Source organism: Pseudomonas sp. YY-1, assembly GCF_002843095.1.
Taxonomy (GTDB): Bacteria; Pseudomonadota; Gammaproteobacteria; order Pseudomonadales; family Pseudomonadaceae; genus Aquipseudomonas; species Aquipseudomonas sediminis_A.
The window spans coordinates 94,939-110,920 of record NZ_PJLX01000003.1; the positions used below are offsets into that span (position 1 = coordinate 94,939).

14 protein-coding genes are annotated in these 15,982 nt (G+C 61.5%); 9 read left to right on the forward strand and 5 right to left on the reverse strand.

Annotation, left to right across the window (positions count from 1 at the left end):
- The first annotated feature begins 19 nt into the window (after positions 1 to 19).
- The 3 genes from CXP40_RS05570 to nadE are packed head-to-tail and all read left to right on the forward strand — an operon-like array spanning position 20 to position 2,698.
- Positions 20 to 664, forward strand: coding sequence for a nicotinamidase (locus tag CXP40_RS05570; protein ID WP_106732984.1), 645 nt, complete (start codon positions 20 to 22; stop codon positions 662 to 664).
- Positions 661 to 1,860: a nicotinate phosphoribosyltransferase gene (pncB, locus tag CXP40_RS05575; protein WP_106732985.1), complete on the forward strand. Its 1,200-nt coding sequence runs from the start codon at positions 661 to 663 to the stop codon at positions 1,858 to 1,860. Before CXP40_RS05570 ends, pncB begins: the two co-directional genes overlap by 4 nt.
- Positions 1,861 to 1,870: 10 nt before the next feature.
- Complete coding sequence (gene nadE / locus CXP40_RS05580) at positions 1,871 to 2,698, forward strand: ammonia-dependent NAD(+) synthetase (protein ID WP_106732986.1); 828 nt, start codon at positions 1,871 to 1,873, stop codon at positions 2,696 to 2,698.
- Positions 2,699 to 2,819: 121 nt separating this feature from the next.
- On the opposite strand, the gene CXP40_RS23805 is transcribed toward nadE, so the two are convergent.
- From CXP40_RS23805 to ltrA, 4 genes are all read right to left on the reverse strand, one after another.
- Positions 2,820 to 2,996 carry a hypothetical protein gene (locus tag CXP40_RS23805; RefSeq protein WP_177429631.1) on the reverse strand — a complete coding sequence of 59 codons (177 nt, stop codon included), beginning with the start codon at positions 2,994 to 2,996 and terminating at the stop codon, positions 2,820 to 2,822.
- A gap of 75 nt (positions 2,997 to 3,071) precedes the next feature.
- The gene (locus CXP40_RS05585; RefSeq protein WP_256579246.1) at positions 3,072 to 3,626 is read right to left on the reverse strand and encodes a hypothetical protein; all 555 of its coding nucleotides are present in this window, start codon (positions 3,624 to 3,626) and stop codon (positions 3,072 to 3,074) included.
- Between the two features lie 70 nt (positions 3,627 to 3,696).
- Entirely contained in the window at positions 3,697 to 4,263 is a 567-nt protein-coding gene (gene dcd, locus CXP40_RS05590) for a dCTP deaminase (RefSeq protein WP_004423764.1), read from the reverse strand.
- A 170-nt stretch (positions 4,264 to 4,433) separates the two neighbouring features.
- On the reverse strand, positions 4,434 to 6,167 hold the full coding sequence (gene ltrA / locus CXP40_RS05595; protein WP_106732987.1) for a group II intron reverse transcriptase/maturase: 1,734 nt from the start codon (positions 6,165 to 6,167) through the stop codon (positions 4,434 to 4,436).
- Between the two features lie 1,334 nt (positions 6,168 to 7,501).
- On the opposite strand from ltrA, the gene CXP40_RS05600 reads away from it, so the two are divergent.
- Complete coding sequence (locus CXP40_RS05600) at positions 7,502 to 7,711, forward strand: cold-shock protein (RefSeq protein WP_004423761.1); 210 nt, start codon at positions 7,502 to 7,504, stop codon at positions 7,709 to 7,711.
- Positions 7,712 to 7,969: 258 nt separating this feature from the next.
- Here CXP40_RS05600 and apbC read toward each other — a convergent pair whose 3' ends face one another.
- The gene (gene apbC, locus CXP40_RS05605; protein WP_106732988.1) at positions 7,970 to 9,058 is read right to left on the reverse strand and encodes an iron-sulfur cluster carrier protein ApbC; all 1,089 of its coding nucleotides are present in this window, start codon (positions 9,056 to 9,058) and stop codon (positions 7,970 to 7,972) included.
- Positions 9,059 to 9,220: 162 nt separating this feature from the next.
- Here apbC and metG point away from each other — a divergent pair, with 162 nt between their 5' ends.
- The 5 genes from metG (at position 9,221) to rsxC (ending at position 15,777) form a co-directional block, all read left to right on the forward strand.
- Complete coding sequence (gene metG, locus CXP40_RS05610; RefSeq protein WP_106732989.1) at positions 9,221 to 11,257, forward strand: methionine--tRNA ligase; 2,037 nt, start codon at positions 9,221 to 9,223, stop codon at positions 11,255 to 11,257.
- A gap of 21 nt (positions 11,258 to 11,278) precedes the next feature.
- Complete coding sequence (locus tag CXP40_RS05615) at positions 11,279 to 12,046, forward strand: DUF4349 domain-containing protein (RefSeq protein WP_106732990.1); 768 nt, start codon at positions 11,279 to 11,281, stop codon at positions 12,044 to 12,046.
- A 133-nt stretch (positions 12,047 to 12,179) separates the two neighbouring features.
- Positions 12,180 to 12,764, forward strand: a complete 585-nt coding sequence (gene rsxA, locus CXP40_RS05620) for an electron transport complex subunit RsxA (protein WP_013714594.1) — start codon at positions 12,180 to 12,182, stop codon at positions 12,762 to 12,764.
- Positions 12,761 to 13,336 (forward strand): electron transport complex subunit RsxB, encoded by a 576-nt coding sequence (rsxB, locus tag CXP40_RS05625; RefSeq protein ID WP_013714593.1) that lies wholly within the window; start codon positions 12,761 to 12,763, stop codon positions 13,334 to 13,336. The genes rsxA and rsxB overlap by 4 nt, the downstream gene beginning before the upstream one ends.
- Positions 13,333 to 15,777, forward strand: a complete 2,445-nt coding sequence (rsxC, locus tag CXP40_RS05630) for an electron transport complex subunit RsxC (protein ID WP_106732991.1) — start codon at positions 13,333 to 13,335, stop codon at positions 15,775 to 15,777. The genes rsxB and rsxC overlap by 4 nt, the downstream gene beginning before the upstream one ends.
- The last annotated feature ends 205 nt before the right edge of the window (positions 15,778 to 15,982 follow it).

The window sequence follows — 15,982 nt, forward strand, 5'->3', positions numbered from 1 at the left end:
CAAGAGAAGGAGGCGCACCATGAAGATCGCCAGCTTCGACGTCGACGCCCAGAAAGGCTTCACCCCGCTGTGCCCCAACGAGCTACCGGTGCCCGAGGGCGAGACCATCGTCCCGGCGCTGAACCAACTGGCCGCACGCGCCCAGCTGCGCATCGGCAGCAAGGATGCGCATAGCCCGCAAGCCGCCTGGGTCGTCGATAAACACGATGAGATGTTGCGCCCCCTGCCACTGGCCAATGCAGACCTGACCTGGGTCAGCCACTGCGTGCCTGGTACGCCCGGCTTCGAACTGCTCGATGACCTGCCCGCGCCATTGGATTACGACTACTTCGTGTGGAAAGGCGTCGAACCGGACCTGCACCCCTACGGTGCCTGCTATCACGACCTGGCCGAGAAGCGCAGCACGGGCGTGATCGAGTTTCTCCGGCAAAATGACGTCGACCTCGTTCTGGTCGGTGGCCTGGCCCTGGACTACTGCGTCAAGACCACCGCCCTGCAGCTGCGCCGCGCCGGCTTCGAGGTGATCGTGCATCTACCGGCCTGCCGAGCCATTGCCAGCGAAACGGCCGAAACCGCCTGCATCGCCATGCGCGAACAGGGCATCACACTTGCCACCAGCCTGGAACAGCTGGATGACACCCTCGCCAAGGAGAACCTGCGATGAGCGAGAGCATCTTCGCCGAGCGCACCGTGCAGAATCTGCTGGACACCGACTTCTACAAGCTGACCATGATGCAGGCGGTGCTGCACAACTACCCCAACGCCGAAGTGGAATGGGAGTTCCGCTGCCGCAGCAGCGAGGATCTGACGCCCTACCTGGCCGAGATTCGCTACCAGATCGAACGCCTCAGCGAGCTGAGCCTAAGCATCGACCAGCTCGCCTTTCTCGACAGCATTCCCTTCATTAAGCCCGACTTCATCCGCTTTCTGAGTTTGTTCCGCTTCAACCTGCGCTACGTGCACACCAGCATCGAAGACGGCCAGTTGAACATCCGCCTGCGCGGTCCCTGGCTGCACGTAATCCTCTTCGAAGTACCGCTGCTGGCCATCGTCAGCGAAGTGCGCAACCGCTATCGCTACCGCGAAGTGCTGCTCGAACAGGCCGCTGAGCGTCTGTACGAGAAGCTCGACTGGCTCAAGGCCGAAGCCTCGCCGAGCGAGCTGGCCGGCTTCCAGTTGGCTGATTTTGGTACTCGCCGGCGCTTCTCCTACCGCGTGCAAGAGCAGGCGGTGCATATCCTCAAGCGCGATTTTCCCGGGCGTTTCGTCGGCACCAGCAACGTGCACCTGGCCCGCGAGTTCGACCTCAAGCCCATTGGCACCATGGCCCACGAATGGTTGATGGCGCACCAGCAACTCGGCCCGCGCCTGATCGACAGCCAGATCGCCGCACTCGACTGCTGGGTGCGCGAGTATCGTGGCCTGCTCGGCATCGCCCTGACCGACTGCATCACCATGGATGCCTTCCTCGCCGATTTCGACCTGTATTTCGCCAAGCTCTTCGACGGCCTGCGCCATGACTCCGGCGACCCACTGGTATGGGCGGAAAAAGCCATCGCCCACTACGAGAAACTCGGCATCGACCCCAGAAGCAAGACCCTGGTGTTCTCCGACGGACTCGACCTACCCAAGTCGCTACAGCTCTACCGTGCACTTTCCGGGCGAATCCACGTAAGCTTCGGCATCGGCACCAACCTGACCTGCGACATCCCTGGCGTCACCCCGATGAACATCGTGATCAAGATGACCGCCTGCAATGGTCAGCCGGTGGCGAAGATTTCCGATACGCCTGGCAAGACCCAATGCCGCGACGAGAATTTCGTCAGTTACCTGAAACACGTCTTTCGCGTGACCCAGTGAGGACCCAGACATGAGCAACCGCCAAGCCGAAATCGCCGCCGCCCTCGACGTAGTGCCGCCGTTCGCCGATGAGGCAGCGCTGAGCGCAGAGATCGAGCGCCGCAAGAGCTTCATCAAGCACACCCTGAAGAACGCCGGCCTCAAGGTACTGGTGCTGGGCATCAGCGGTGGCGTCGACTCACTGACTGCCGGGCGCCTGGCCCAGCTGTCGATCGAGGAGCTGCGCGCCGAAACGGGCGATACAGGTTATCGCTTCATCGCCGTGCGCCTGCCGCACAACGCCCAGCACGACGAACATGACGCCCAGGATTCGCTGAAATTCATCCGTGCCGATGAAGAAGACACGGTCAACATCGCCAGCAGCGTGAGCGGCCTCGGCGAGCAGGTCAGCCACCTGCAGAAACTGACCGATGCCCGGCGCGATTTCGTCGTGGGCAATATCAAGGCACGCATCCGCATGGTCGCCCAGTTCGCCATCGCCAATGCCAACAACGGCCTTGTGATCGGCACCGACCACGCCGCTGAAGCAGTGATGGGCTTCTTCACCAAGTTCGGCGACGGCGCCTGCGACCTCGCTCCGCTATCGGGCCTGGTGAAGAACCAGGTACGCGCCATTGCCAAGCATCTGGGCGCACCGCAGCACCTGGTGCAGAAGACGCCCACCGCCGATCTGGAAGAGCTGCGCCCGGGCAAGCCGGATGAGGAAGCCCATGGCGTCACCTACGCCGAAATCGATGCCTTCCTGCATGGCGAGAAAGTCAGCGACGAAGCCTACGCCACCATCGTGCGCACCTACGACAACACGCGGCACAAGCGCGAGCTACCGCTGGTGCCCTGATACTCGCAGGCATAAAAAGAAGCCGGGCAATCGCCCGGCTTCTTCGTATTCGGCATTTGCATGGCGCGCTCCTCAGAGCAGTCCGTTGACCACGCGGGCGAGCGCTGCGCTCGCAGATGTCTCAGGGGCGGCAACCGGCGACTGGCGCAGGAGGTGGCTGATCCGGCAAGGTCGGCTCACCCGGTTCGTGCGGCGGCACGGGCTTACCGGGCTGATCAGGAATATCAGGCTCCGGCTGGCCGGGAATATCGCCAGCCCGAATCTCGCAGGAGATCAAGGTAAAGGCTGAAACGGACATGGTTCTACCCTCGTTCAGAGTGGCTTGCAGAGGGTAGAGTGCTCCAGCAGATACTAATTCCAACTTTCAGCAGGCCTACTGCGCGTCGAAATGCACGGTGAGTGAGACCAGCACCTGCGGCTCGCCGCCCTCGGCCTGGCCATGACTGTCGGCACTGCCGAAGCCCAGCCAGATCGGCTGGCCATGCTTGATCGCCACCGCCGAATGCTGGTCGGCCGAACCCTCCAGCCCTGCCAGCGCCAACTCCGCCTCTTCACGCGGCATACCAAGATGCAGCCGATCATCCAGTACGAAGCCTTCCAGCCCGGCGCGAGCACGCACCTCCTGCAACCAGCCCAAATAGAGATCACCGGTAAAACGCGGGACCAACCAGCAACGCACTTCCCGCAAGCGGTCACCGTCGAACACCAGCATCAGGCTGTTGCCATACAGCAGACCACGGCGCCCAGCGTGCAGCGGCAGCTCCGCGGTGGGCTCACCAAGGGTCATGGCAAAATCCGCTGGCGACGCCGTGGGCACGAGGCCAAACACATTGCTGCCCGAATACACCTGCAGCTCGGCGCGAGCGGACAGGCAGCCGAACAGCAAGGTGCAGAATACGACTCGCTTCAATATCGTGATGATGGTCATCGTCCCTGACTCCGATTCTCGCTCATGAAAAAGCCGGGCGTTGCCCGGCTTCTGCTGCCCGCCTGATTGATCAGGCTTTCGGCAGGGTCACCCCGGTCTGCCCCTGGTACTTGCCGCCACGATCACGGTACGACACCTCGCAGGCCTCGTCGGACTGCAGGAACAGCATCTGCGCCACACCTTCGTTGGCATAGATCTTCGCCGGCAGGTTGGTGGTATTGGAGAACTCCAGGGTCACGTGGCCTTCCCACTCCGGCTCCAGCGGCGTGACGTTGACGATGATGCCGCAACGCGCATAGGTGCTCTTGCCCAGGCAGATGGTCAACACGTCACGCGGAATACGGAAGTATTCGACGGTACGGGCCAGGGCAAAGGAGTTAGGCGGAATGATGCAAACGTCGCTCTTGATGTCGACGAAGCTCTTCTCATCGAAATTCTTCGGGTCGACGATGGCCGAATGGATGTTGGTGAACACCTTGAATTCGTCGGCACAACGTACGTCGTAGCCGTAGCTGGAAACGCCGTAAGAGATGACGCGGCTATCGTCGGCACCGCGTACCTGACGCTCGACGTAGGGCTCGATCATGCCGTGTTCCTGGGCCATGCGGCGAATCCACTTGTCCGATTTGATGCTCATGGCGAGGTGTCCTGAGTGGGCTATTGCAAGAAGTCGGGTAGGGATGGGCCATTACTGGCCTATCCCCCCCTAAGAACCGTGCGTGCGACTTTCATCGCACACGGCTCAAGCCTACGTAAAACCAAGTAGCCTGGCCGACAACGCACGGAGTGTGGCGTCGGATTCTACAGCTATAAGCCGCCGAATCGTAGATTTACCTCCTGTCGCTGGCTGTGAACCAGCGAGTGACAGTTGGGATGAAGCAGTACACGGTTTCGCAGATTATCCGAACCGCCGTCCACACGCCTTATGACGTGATGATCATGCCATCCAGTTTCCTTGCTCACCGCTTGCCCACACAAGGCACAGATGCCCCGCTGCCTGCGGAATAGGCTAAGTATTTGTCCTCGGTAACGCAGCTTGTGCTGCATACGTTGAACCCTCAGCGCCTCCCACTTCAGCTCGTGCTCCGCATCATAGGGGTTGTAGTGCCCTGGTAAACGCTTATGGCGCACGATTGTGGTTTTAGCCAGTTGGTGCAACTGGCGGTACTGCCGCTCTCCTTTGCTGTTTTTGTAGGGATACGCAAACACCCAGTTACGCCCGCTTATGGATCGGAAGTATTGATTCCTGATCCAGTCAGCTGACTTCCTCGGATGCCTGTGCTTCGCCCACCTCCAGATTCGCCAAAAGATCAGGTGATCCAGCTTGCTGAAGGTTTCCTTTGCCACGACCGGGGAGTGGTATTGCGCCCACCCCTTCAGTACCGGGTTCAGTTGGCCGATCAACGCTTCCTGCGTCATGGCCCCGCTGCTTTTGATGATCCCGCGCACTTTCCGATAGAGCGCCGAGGCGTTCTTCTTCGAGGGTTTGATCAGCAGCTTGGCCTTCCTGCGTGGTGACTTCGGCACGTACTTCCTGAAATTCCATCCCAAAAAGTCGAAGCCCTGATGAATGTGCGTGATGTGCGTTTTCTCGCGGGACAGTTCAACCCCTCGTACCGACAGGAATTGTTCTACCCAAGGTTTAACCTCTTCCTCCAGCAGCTCTTTCGAGGCTGCCAGGATCACAAAGTCGTCCGCATACCTTACACATTGCACCTTGGTCTTCTCGGCCTTCTTGATTCCCAACTTCTTCGCCAGATGACGTTTCAGCTGAGTTTCCAGACCGTTCAGGGTGGCGTTGGCCAGGCAGGGGGAAATGATCCCACCCTGTGGCGTCCCGGCTTCCGTAGCCATGAGTTGTCGCCGGTCGATAACCCCAGCTCTCAACCATTTGCGCAGCACCTTTGTGTCCATCGGGACATTTCGGCACAGCCACTCGTGATTGATGTTGTCGAAGAAACCCTTGATGTCCCCCTCCAGAATCCAAGTCGGCGCCACGGTGGGCGACAACAGGTGGAAGAGTTCAACCATGGCGTCAGCGGTTGAGCGGTCAGGCCGGAAGCCATAACTTTTCGGGTCGCTGGTGCTTTCTATTGCGGGCTCCAAAGCTTGCAGATACAGCGCTTGCATGGCCCGATCCAACATCGTCGGGATACCCAGTGGGCGCTTTTCCTGCTTGCCGGGCTTCGGTATCCAGACCCGCCGTAGCGGTTTGGGCCGATAGCCTCGTTGTTTCGACAGACGCTTCACGGCATGGAACTTGGCTTGGGGCGTACCCCAGGTTTCTCCATCGACGCCCGGAGTCTTGCGACCCCGGTTCTCCGTGACTCGCCTTACAGCCAAGCAGCGACCGTAAAACGAGCGAGTCAGCATCCGTTGCAGGCGTTTAACCCTGCGCCAGTTACCTTCCCGTGTTGCCTGCGCAATCTTCAGCTGCGTTCTCCGAACGGATTGTTGAACGTTGACCCAATCGAGATCGTGCCAGTTCGCCCCTCCGCCTGAGGACGCAGACGCTTCCGCTGTTGCTGGTTGCGTTTTCATACAGTCCTCCTGAGATGAACGACATTCAGGACGGACTACTCCCCTATGGGCAGTAATTCGCCCATAGGGTCGTTTGTTTATCGCTGGAATCAGCGGCTGTTTTTGCGCTCGTAGACCAGATGCACGTCTGCCAGGGTTTCCCCTGCCGGTGATGTTTCAACCGGTATGCCACCCGTTACAGGCAGCCGTTCGCTTCTTGCATCCTCCCATTCCCCACACCCGTCAGTTCACCTTGCAGTAAACCTGCCTGTCCGATGTTGCTGGTCAGGCGAGTGGTCGGGATTGCCACGTTCCCCGAATCGCATCTATTCCCCGTTTAGGCTTCGTCTTTCCCCCGGCAGTGGTTGTGGTACCGCATCCCTTTCACTCATAGGGATGACCCACTGCTGTGCCGTTTTGGCTGAGGCCGATAATTGCCGTAGGCCCGTCGATGCTAGCGAGGGTTCTGTCGACGATTCACATGAGTTAGCCATGCGGGTTGGGTCATTAGCCTCGGCGCGTCCGTGCAATTCGGACACATAGTGTTCTCCGTCACCGGCTAACACCCTCTTGCGAGCGAGACATTGTCGATCGGGCTTCACACCCCAGGGTTGGCCCCTGACGCATGCCGATCTAATGAACTGGCAGGTACATGCCAGGCTCGGTACTCCCGTTACTAGCGGAGCTGAGCAATGCGATTAGGAGCTTGACGCTCCGTGCTTGGACAAGACACCTCCAACGTCTCACGACGGCGGTATAGGCTGAGACAGCCAAATAGCCTTTGAAGATGAATGACCGCCCAAAGGGCGGATTCACCCTCAGGGCATTTGAAATGTCTTGTAACAATCCTGAGACCAGAATTGCACTTTGACAGCTTTTGACGACTCAATCACAGCCCTTAAAGGCTGTGTTGGTGACGTATTTCTTCCTCGACAGCGAGGAATCTATACATCCCCGCGCGGGTCGTTTTGAGCAAGTCAAAACCAGGTTCTTGTGCTTTATTCGACTTCAACCCCCTGAAATCAAAGGGTTTGGCGTCAAGGAGAAAGCTCTCCGACCAAGCACGACACGATCATACGTGTCGCACAAGTGAGCGCATCTTACCGATGCAGGCGCCACGCTTCAAAGAGCGCAGCCTCCAGCGCCGGAGATTATTTGCAAAAAAGCTGCATCGACTATTCGCACTTGGCGATAAAAACACGTATGGTGTCCCCACTGTGCTGCATGTGTCACCGCGAATCGCTACTTGATGCCTAGATCTCGATCCAAACATCGTCCGACTCCTAGTACTCGTTGCACTCAGTCCCGGCCTGGGCTTTTCCAGGGCTGCTATTACTTTTGTTAGGAGACATCACATGTCCAATCGTCAGACTGGCACCGTTAAGTGGTTCAACGATGAGAAAGGCTACGGCTTCATCACCCCGCAATCCGGTGACGACCTCTTCGTACACTTCAAAGCCATTCAGAGCGATGGTTTCAAGAGCCTGAAAGAAGGCCAGCAAGTGACTTTCGTGGCCACCCGTGGTCAGAAAGGCATGCAAGCTGAGGAAGTTCAGGTTGTCTAACCTGATCTGACCTGCTTGAAAAGAGCCCCGCCTAGTGCGGGGCTTTTTTATGGGTGTTTGCACGCCCTGTAGGAGCGGATTTATCCGCGATTCGCGGCTGAAGCGGAATGCCGCCCAGCCGCTCCTACAGAAGCGGGATCGGGGCAATGGGAAAATCGCCGAGCCAGAAACGAGTCGCTTGCCTACCCTCTCCCGCCCTTCGGGCACCCTCTCCCGCAAGCGGGAGAGGGTCATCAGAAAGCCGCTGCGCGGCTGCTTTTAGTCCTCGCTGATCTCGATGCTGGGCATCGCCGGCTTACCCGCCAGGGCGATACGTGCTCCGACCTTGCGCGCCAGGTCCTGATAGATCATGGCGATCTGGCTTTCTGGATCGGCAATGGTGGTGGGCTTGCCGTCATCGGCCTGCATGCGAATGGCCATCGACAGCGGCAGCGAGGCCAGCAGCTCGACGCCATATTGCGCAGCCAGCTTCTCACCGCCGCCCTCGCCAAACAGGTGTTCGGCATGGCCGCAGTTGGAGCAGATGTGCACGGCCATGTTTTCCACCACGCCCAACACCGGGATGTGCACCTTGCGGAACATTTCCACGCCTTTCTTGGCATCGAGCAGCGCCAGGTCCTGAGGCGTGGTGACGATCACGCTGCCAGCCACCGGCACCTTCTGCGCCAGGGTCAGCTGGATATCGCCGGTGCCCGGCGGCATGTCCACCACCAGGTAATCGAGATCGTTCCAGGCGGTCTGGGTGATCAACTGCAGCAAAGCGCCACTGACCATCGGCCCGCGCCAGACCATAGGCGTGTTGTCGTCGGTGAGAAAGGCCATGGACATCACCTGCACGCCATGAGCTTCGAGCGGCACGAACCACTTCTGATCCTTGACCTGCGGGCGCGTGCCTTCGGCGATGCCGAACATGATGCCCTGGCTGGGACCGTAGATATCGGCATCCAGAATGCCGACCCGCGCGCCTTCACGCGCCAGCGCCAACGCCAGGTTGGCAGCGGTGGTGGACTTGCCCACCCCGCCCTTGCCCGAGGCCACGGCAATCACGTTCTTCACACCAGCCAGGGCCGGCACCTGCGCCTGGCCCTGGTGCGAGTCGATTACGCAGTCGACCTGCACCCGCGCGCTCTCGACTGCATCGAGATTTTCCAGCGCCATCTGCAGCATCTGCGCCCAACCGTTCTTGAACAAACCAGCTGCATAGCCCAGCTCCAGACGTACGGAAACACGCGCGCTCTGGATGTCGATCTCACGCAGGCAACCGGCGCTGACCGGGTCCTGATCGAGATGGGGGTCGGTGAACTGACGCAGACAGGCTTCGACCGCTTCGCGGGTGACGGCACTCATGCATGAACTCCAGAAGGCAGCGGAAAAACAGGCCGGCATCATAGCAGCAGCACCGCCCCATGCGCGGCACATCGAGCATGCTTGCCTGCAGCAGGTGGCTTGCAGCCTGCCGCTGCTTTATAGTTGCCGACTTCCCTCGTTTTACCAGTGCAGCCGATCACCATGACCGAAGCCCGCAAGATTCTCGTTACCAGCGCCCTCCCCTACGCCAACGGTTCGATCCACCTCGGCCACATGCTCGAGTACGTGCAGACCGACATGTGGGTGCGCTACCAGAAGCTGCGTGGCAACCAGGCCATCTATGTGTGCGCGGACGACGCACACGGCTCCGCCATCATGCTGCGCGCAGAAAAGGAAGGCATCACGCCCGAGCAGTTGATCGATGGTGTACGTGCCGAGCACATGGCTGACTTCGCCGATTTCGGTGTGGACTTCGACAATTACCACTCGACCCACTCCGACGAGAACCGTGAGCTGTCGGCGGCCATCTACCTGGCGCTGCGCGACAAGGGGCACATCGCCACCCGCGCCGTGACCCAGTATTTCGACCCCGAGAAAGGCATGTTCCTCGCCGACCGTTTCATCAAGGGCACCTGCCCGAAATGCGGCACCGAGGACCAATACGGTGACAACTGTGAGAAATGTGGCGCGACTTACTCGCCAACCGAGCTGAAGAACCCGCGCTCGGCCATCTCCGGTGCGGTGCCGGTGCTCAAGGAGTCGCAGCACTTCTTCTTCAAGCTGCCGGACTTCGAAGCCATGCTCAAGCAGTGGACGCGCTCCGGCGCGCTGCAGGAAGCGGTGGCCAACAAGATCGCCGAGTGGCTCGATGGCGGCCTGCAGGAGTGGGACATCTCCCGCGACGCCCCCTACTTCGGCTTCGAGATTCCGGACGAGCCGGGCAAGTACTTCTACGTCTGGCTGGACGCGCCGATCGGCTACATGGCCAGCTTCAAGAACCTCTGCAGCAAACGTCCGGAACTGGATTTCGACGCGTTCTGGGGCAAGGATTCGAGCGCCGAGCTGTATCACTTCATCGGCAAGGACATCGTCAACTTCCACGCCCTGTTCTGGCCGGCCATGCTCGAAGGCGCCGGCTACCGTAAGCCCACCGCGGTCAACGTGCACGGCTACCTGACGGTCAACGGCCAGAAGATGTCCAAGTCGCGCGGCACCTTCATCAAGGCGCGCACCTACCTGGACCACCTGAACCCGGAATACCTGCGCTACTACTACGCCTCCAAGCTGAGCCGTGGCGTGGACGACCTCGACCTGAACTTCGAGGACTTCGTGCAGAAGGTCAACTCGGACCTAGTCGGCAAGGTGGTCAACATCGCCAGCCGTTGCGCCGGTTTCATCCACAAGGGCAACGCCGGCCTGCTGGTCGCCGCCAACCCGGAACCCGAGCTGTGGGATGCCTTCCAGGCCGCCGCGCCGAGCATCGCCGATGCCTACGAGGCGCGTGATTTCTCCCGCGCCATGCGCGAAATCATGGCGCTGGCCGACCGCGCCAACGCCTGGATCGCCGACAAGGCGCCCTGGGCACTGAACAAGGTCGAAGGCAAGCAAGCCGAGGTACAGCAGATCTGCGCGCTGGGTATCAACCTGTTCCGCCAACTGGTGATCATGCTCAAGCCGGTGCTGCCGAAGCTGGCCGCCGAGGCAGAAGCCTTCCTCAACGTGAAGCCTCAGTCCTGGTCCGACCTGGCGCTGCCGCTGGCCAACCACCAGTTGAATCCGTTCAATCCGCTGCTGACCCGCATCGAGCAACCGAAAATCGAAGCCATGATCGAAGCCTCCAAGGAAGACCTCGCCGCCGAAGCGCCCAAACCTCAGGGTAATGGCGAACTGGCCAAAGATCCGCTGGCAGCCGAGATCAACTTCGACGCCTTCGCCGCCGTCGACCTGCGCATCGCGCTGATCGAGAAGTGCGAATTCGTCGAAGGTGCCGACAAGCTGCTGCGTCTGTCGCTGGATATCGGCGACGAAAAGCGCAATGTGTTCTCCGGCATCAAGTCCGCCTACCCGGACCCGAGCAAGCTGGAAGGCCGCCTGACCCTGTACGTCGCCAACCTGGCGCCACGCAAGATGAAGTTCGGCGTCAGCGAAGGCATGGTCCTGGCTGCCGGCCCCGGCGGTGAGGAAATCTACCTGCTCAGCCCGGATAGCGGCGCCAAGCCAGGCCAGCGCGTCAAGTAACTCCAGCGCCAGGAGGCAATGATGAAACCATGGATGGTCGTCCCCCTTCTGCTGATTCTGGCGGGTTGCTCCGATCAATCAGGCACACCGCTCGGCGGTGCCCTGCAGGGTGAGCGCAACAAGGCCGGTAGCTACCTGGCCTATGAACACCGCGTAGGCATCGAGCTGGCTGCAGAGCAGATCGGCGAGCGGATCGCAGCCACCCGCGAAGCCTGCCTGGCCGAGCGTTTCGGCGCCTGCAGCCTGATCGCCGCGCAGCAGAGCAGCGGCCGTGCGCCACGTGGCGAGCTGACCCTGCGTATCGCGCCGGATGGTGTCGAGGCCATCACCGCACTGGCCAGCGAGGGCGGCGAGCTGAGCAGCCGCACCACCCGTGCCGAAGACCTGGCCCTGGCCGTTGCCGACAACCGTCGCCAGAATGAGCAACTGCTGCGCCAGCAACAGACCTTGCAGCAGTTCGAGAAGCGCGATGGTCTGGCCGTTGCCGACCTGCTGGCCCTGGCCCGTGAGCAGGCCGCCCTGGAAGTGCAACTGCAGGCACTGGCGCAGGAAGCCGCCCAACAGCAGCGCCGCCTGGATACCAACCTGCTGACCCTGAACTTCAGTAGCCCCTACGAAAGCTCGCCTCTGGGGCGCATCGGCGACGCCTTCTCGCGCCTGACGGACAACCTCGCCGAAGGCACCGCCAACCTGATCGAGTTCATCGGCTACGGCCTGCCCTTCCTGATTGTGCTTTTCCCCTTGGCACTGGGTTTGCGCAAGCTGTGGCGGCGACTCGCCAGCCGCTGAAAAGAGCCATACTGCATGTGACGCGAGGTCGCCGAGGGCAGGCAATTCGCCGCATCCGGCTTGTATGGCCGGGGCGGCTTCCCGATAATAGGCGCCCTTTTCCTATGGCCTTTGCGCACTCGACGGCAATCCGATGACCGAACTCGTCCTGATCATGGTCAGCGCCATCCTGGTCAACAATTTCGTGCTGGTGCAGTTCCTCGGCCTGTGCCCGTTCATGGGCGTGTCGAAGAAGATCGAAACCGCGATCGGCCTGTCTCTGGCCACCACCTTCGTGCTGACCCTGGCGGCCATGTGCAGCTACCTGGTGCAGCAGTACGTGCTCAAACCGCTGGACCTGGAGTTTCTGCGCACCATCAGCTTCATCCTGGTGATCGCCGTGGTGGTGCAGTTCACCGAGATGGTGGTGAACAAGACCAGCCCGCTGCTCTATCGCGTGCTGGGCATTTTCCTGCCGCTGATCACCACCAACTGCATCGTTCTTGGCGTCGCCCTGCTCAACGCCAACAAGGCCGAGTTCACCTTCATCACCGCCACCGTCAATGGCTTCGCCGCCGGCCTGGGTTTCTCCCTGGTGCTGGTGCTGTTCGCCGCCATGCGTGAGCGTATCGCCATCGCCGACGTGCCGAAATCCTTCCAGGGCGCGGCCATCGGTATGATCACCGCCGGGCTGATGTCGCTGGCGTTCATGGGCTTCTCCGGGCTGATCAAGCTATGAGCCTGGTTCTGGTCGCCGTCCTCGCCCTGCTCGCGCTGTGCCTGATCGCCGGCGCCATCCTCGGTTTTGCCGCGGTGCGTTTCAAGGTCGAAGGTGACCCCATCGCCGAGCAGATCAACGCGCTGTTGCCGCAGACCCAGTGCGGCCAATGCGGCTACCCAGGTTGCAAACCCTACGCCGAGGCCATCGCCGGCGGCGACAAGATCAACAAGTGCCCACCCGGCGGCGAAGCCACCATTGCCGCCCTGGCCGATCTGCTCGACGTCGAGGCGGAACCACTGGACGCGGTGGAAGGCGAGAAACCGCAGATGGTCGCGTTTATCCGCGAAGCAGAGTGCATTGGCTGCACCAAATGCATCCAGGCCTGCCCGGTAGACGCCATCGTCGGCGCGGCGCGGCAGATGCATACGGTGATCGTCAGCGAATGCACCGGCTGCGACCTGTGCGTCGAACCCTGCCCGGTGGACTGCATCGACATGATCGAAGTCGGCAGCAGCGTGCAGAGCTGGAAATGGGACAAGCCGCTGGCACCCGGCCAGTTGATCGCCAGTGACCGGGAGCAGGCGGCATGACGGTGCAGGAAAAGTTCTGGGAAATCCCCGGCGGTATCCATCCTGCCGAGCGCAAGGAGCTGTCCAACCGCACACCGATCCAGCAGGCGCCGCTGCCCAAGCGCCTGGTGTTGCCGCTTGGTCAGCATATCGGCGCTGCCGCCGAACCCTGCGTGGCGGTCGGCCAGCGCGTGCTCAAGGGCGAGAAGGTGGCCAATGCCAACGGCTTCGTCAGTGTGCCGTTGCATGCGCCGACTTCCGGCACCATCGCCTTTATCGGTGAGCAGCCTTATCCGCACGCCTCCGGCATGCTGGCACCAGCCATCGTCATCGACAGCGAGGGCCTGGACGAGTGGATCGAGCTGACGCCGCCAACCGACTACCGCAGCCTTGAGCCAGCCGAACTGCTGACGCTGATCCGCGAGGCCGGCATCAACGGCCTGGGCGGCGCCGGCTTCCCCACGGCGGTCAAGCTCACCGCACGGCCGACGCAGAAGATCCACACACTGATCATCAACGGCACCGAATGCGAACCCTATATCACCGCCGATGACGTGCTGATGCGCGAGCGCGCCGCCGAGCTGGTGGCTGGTATCGAGGTGCTCGCCCACCTGATTCAGCCACAGCAGGTGCTGATCGGCATCGAAGACAACAAGCCCGAGGCCATCGACGCAGTACGTGCTGCCTGCGCCGGCCGCGACTATCAGGTGCGAGTGTTCCCGACCAAGTACCCGTCCGGCGGTGAGAAGCAGCTGATCCAGATTCTCACCGGCGTCGAGGTGCCCAGCGGCGGCCTGCCCGCCGATATCGGCATCCTTTGCCAGAACGTCGGCACCTGCGTGGCCATCCACGACGCCGTGCTGCTGGGCAAACCGTTGATCTCGCGTATCACCACACTCACCGGCGAAGCGCTGGTGCGCCCCGGCAATGTCGAAGCGCTGATCGGCACGCCGGTGGGCGAGCTGCTGGCGTTCGCCGGGCTCGACCCGAGCAAGATCAATCGCCTGATCATGGGCGGGCCGATGATGGGCTTTACCCTGCCCAGTCTCGATGTGCCGCTGATCAAGACCAGCAACTGCCTGCTGGCCAGCACCGCCGCCGAACTACCGCCACCGCCGCCGGCCATGCCCTGCATCCGCTGCGGCGAATGTGCGCAGGCGTGCCCAGCCAGCCTGCTGCCGCAGCAACTGCACTTCTTCGCCCTGGGCCAGGAACACGAGCAACTCAAAGCGCACAACCTGTTCGACTGCATCGAGTGCGGCGCCTGCGCCTACGTCTGCCCGTCGAGCATCCCACTGGTGCAGTACTACCGTGTGGCCAAGGCGGAAATCCGCGAGCTGGAGCAGAAGCAACTCAAGGCCGAACACTCCAAACAGCGCTTCGAGCAACGCCAGGAACGCCTGCGCCGCGCAGAGGAGCAGAAGGAAGCCGAACGCAAGGCCCGCGCCGAAAAAGCCGCCCGCGCCAAGGCAGCACAAGCCGAAGCCCAGCCTGCTGCTGCGGCGGCGCCGGCCGATGAAGCGCTGAAGAAGCTCAAGATCGAAGCCAGCATGGCCCAGGTCGCGTTGAAGAAGGCAGAGAAACAGCTGGCCGCCCACGACACGCCCGAACTGCAGGCGCAGGTCACTGAGCTGCGTGCAGCAGCCGAAGCCGCGCAGAAAGCGCTGGCCAATGCCCAGGCAGCAGCACCAGCCCCGGCGCCCAAACCGGCCGGTGACGACGCGCTGAAAAAGGCCAAGATCGAAGCCGCCATGCTCAAGGCGCAACTGCGCAAGCTGGAGAAGATAGAAACTCCGGACGACGAACAACAGGCCGAGATCGCCCGCGTGCGCCAGCAACTGGAAGCCGCCGAGAAGGCCCTGGCCGAGTTGGACAGCCAGAAGCCCACAGCCGCTGCCAAACCCGCTGGCGACGAAGCGCTGAAGAAAGCCAAGATCGACGCCGCCATGCTCAAGGCACAATTGCGCAAGCTGGAAAAAATCGAGAACCCGGACGACGAGCAGCAGGCCGAAGTCGCCCGTGTACGCCAGCAGCTCGAAGCCGCCGAGAAAGCCCTGGCCGAGTTGCAGAGCCAGGCGCCGGCACCAGCCGCCAAACCCGCCGGCGACGATGCGCTGAAAAGAGCCAAGATCGAACTGGCGATGAAACGCGCCGAACTGAAGAAGGCCGAGAAGGCCGGCTGCGACGACGCCGCACTGCAACCGCTGCGCGATGCCCTGGCCGCCGCTGAACAAGCGCTGCACGCCGCCGAAGCGGCCTCGGACAAACCGGCACCGGATCTGGTGCGCACCGAACGTCCCGGCGTGGATGCTGATCTGAAAGCCTTTAAAACCGAAGTGGCCTTCGCCCGAGCAGACCTGCGCAAGCTGGAACGTGACGACAACACCACTGCCGATGCACTGGAGCAGGCGCGCACGCGCCTGAGCGAAGCCGAACGCAAGCTGGCCGAATACCAACCCTGACATCCGGCTCGGGAGCTGGCAGCACAACAATCAAAGCCCCTCTCCCACTTGTGGGAGAGGGGTTGGGGAGAGGGCCAGTATACCGTCCCCTCTCCCCGGCCCTCTCCCCTAAACGTGAGAGGGAGAACGACAAAGCCGGCATGCTGGCACATCGACCCGGACTGCAATCCGGGGAATGAACACCACTGCGATCACCAAGAACGCA